The 1,253-nt window shown below is 48.6% G+C and carries 1 protein-coding gene; it reads right to left on the bottom strand.

All coding sequences use genetic code 11. The annotated features are described in order from the left end of the window. Positions 1-101: 101 nt before the first annotated feature. Positions 102-719, bottom strand: coding sequence for an acyltransferase (locus LDN95_RS23040; protein ID WP_226019831.1), 618 nt, complete (start codon positions 717-719; stop codon positions 102-104). Positions 720-1,253: the final 534 nt, after the last annotated feature.

Here is a 1,253-nt window from a genome sequence, read left to right as displayed (position 1 = left end):
GATACCGTTCCGTCACCGGCACCGCACGCCTCTCTGGCCAGTCCGCACTCAGCGCAATCCGAGACCTCGTCGACGGACGCTTCGCGGTCGCTTGATCGGCCTCATTGCCAACCACCTGAGCAGTTACGGTAAATCGGGTCATCCAAGTATGGTATCCGGAAATGGAAACCGTACTTGAGAATCGACCCGACTGTAGCAGTTGCGATCAGGCCGAAAGCAAATACCGCAGAAACACTCCAGCGATACAGAAGGTTTTTCATGAATAGGATGATGCAGAAAAAATAAAATACTAGCTCTAGAAATAGAGTCCAATATACGTCACTGACATTGGGCTGGCCAAACAGTCTCTGTATCATTGTAATATTTGAAATGATTTGCCGCGGTGAAAAAAGTTCGCCACCTATGATCCATGTGACCGAGACGACTGCCCCGATTGAAAACCAGTAAGCTGGGTAGAGACGAAAAAAACGGCTAACACAAAAGTTAAAAACCGGCCGATCGCCCTTAAAACTGAACGGAATAACGAAACCGCTAGTCATGAAAAAGAGAATTACACCAAATCGGCCAAAATTTACCAAATGGAACAACGAAAAGCTTAAAACCTGATGAAGCAAGCCGTCGGAGCCTGCTTGCCAAACTTTTTCAAATGTATGCTGAAAAAGTACTGACAGTGCCGCGAATCCGCGCAGAGCGTCTAAATACCCCAACCTAGACTTCACGGGATCCTCCTTAAGCATCGCTTGCAGATTGCATAAAGCACACCACAGAACAATGAAAAATATGGGAAATTTGAAATGGCTGATCAATGCGCCCGTTGTTTCGGAATTATGGAAGTTTCGTGAGCCATAATATTTGAATCATGTATTAGCCAGTGGCCTATCGGCGTTTCAGCAATGCCTTGTGCTAACTTTGGTCGTAAACTCATAAATGGCGCCGTTCGGGTGTCCCTTCCGGATTTACCTTGCGGTGAACTTCGTTCGATCAAAACAGCCGATTGCGGCGTCGGCTAGGCTTGAAATATCAACAGATCCTTGTGCCTTCCCTCCTTGCACTGCGCCGTTTTGCTTCAAACTTCGAACGTGCGATTTATGAGTCTACGACCTAGCCGCGCATGGCCCGGCCCTTAGAGCCCGAGCGAAAAGTGGTTGAGCGATATCAGTAGGTTGTGATTCAGCGTCGTTGTCGAGACGATGGAGGAAGCACATGCCCTGGACTGATACCGCTCGCCGCAAGCATATGCGGGAAGGTGCGGG

The sequence above is a fragment of the Novosphingobium sp. FKTRR1 genome, from assembly GCF_020404405.1.
Classification (GTDB): domain Bacteria; phylum Pseudomonadota; class Alphaproteobacteria; order Sphingomonadales; family Sphingomonadaceae; genus Novosphingobium.
Note: the sequence above shows the minus strand (reverse complement) of the source record. Positions and strands in the feature narration are given on the sequence as shown.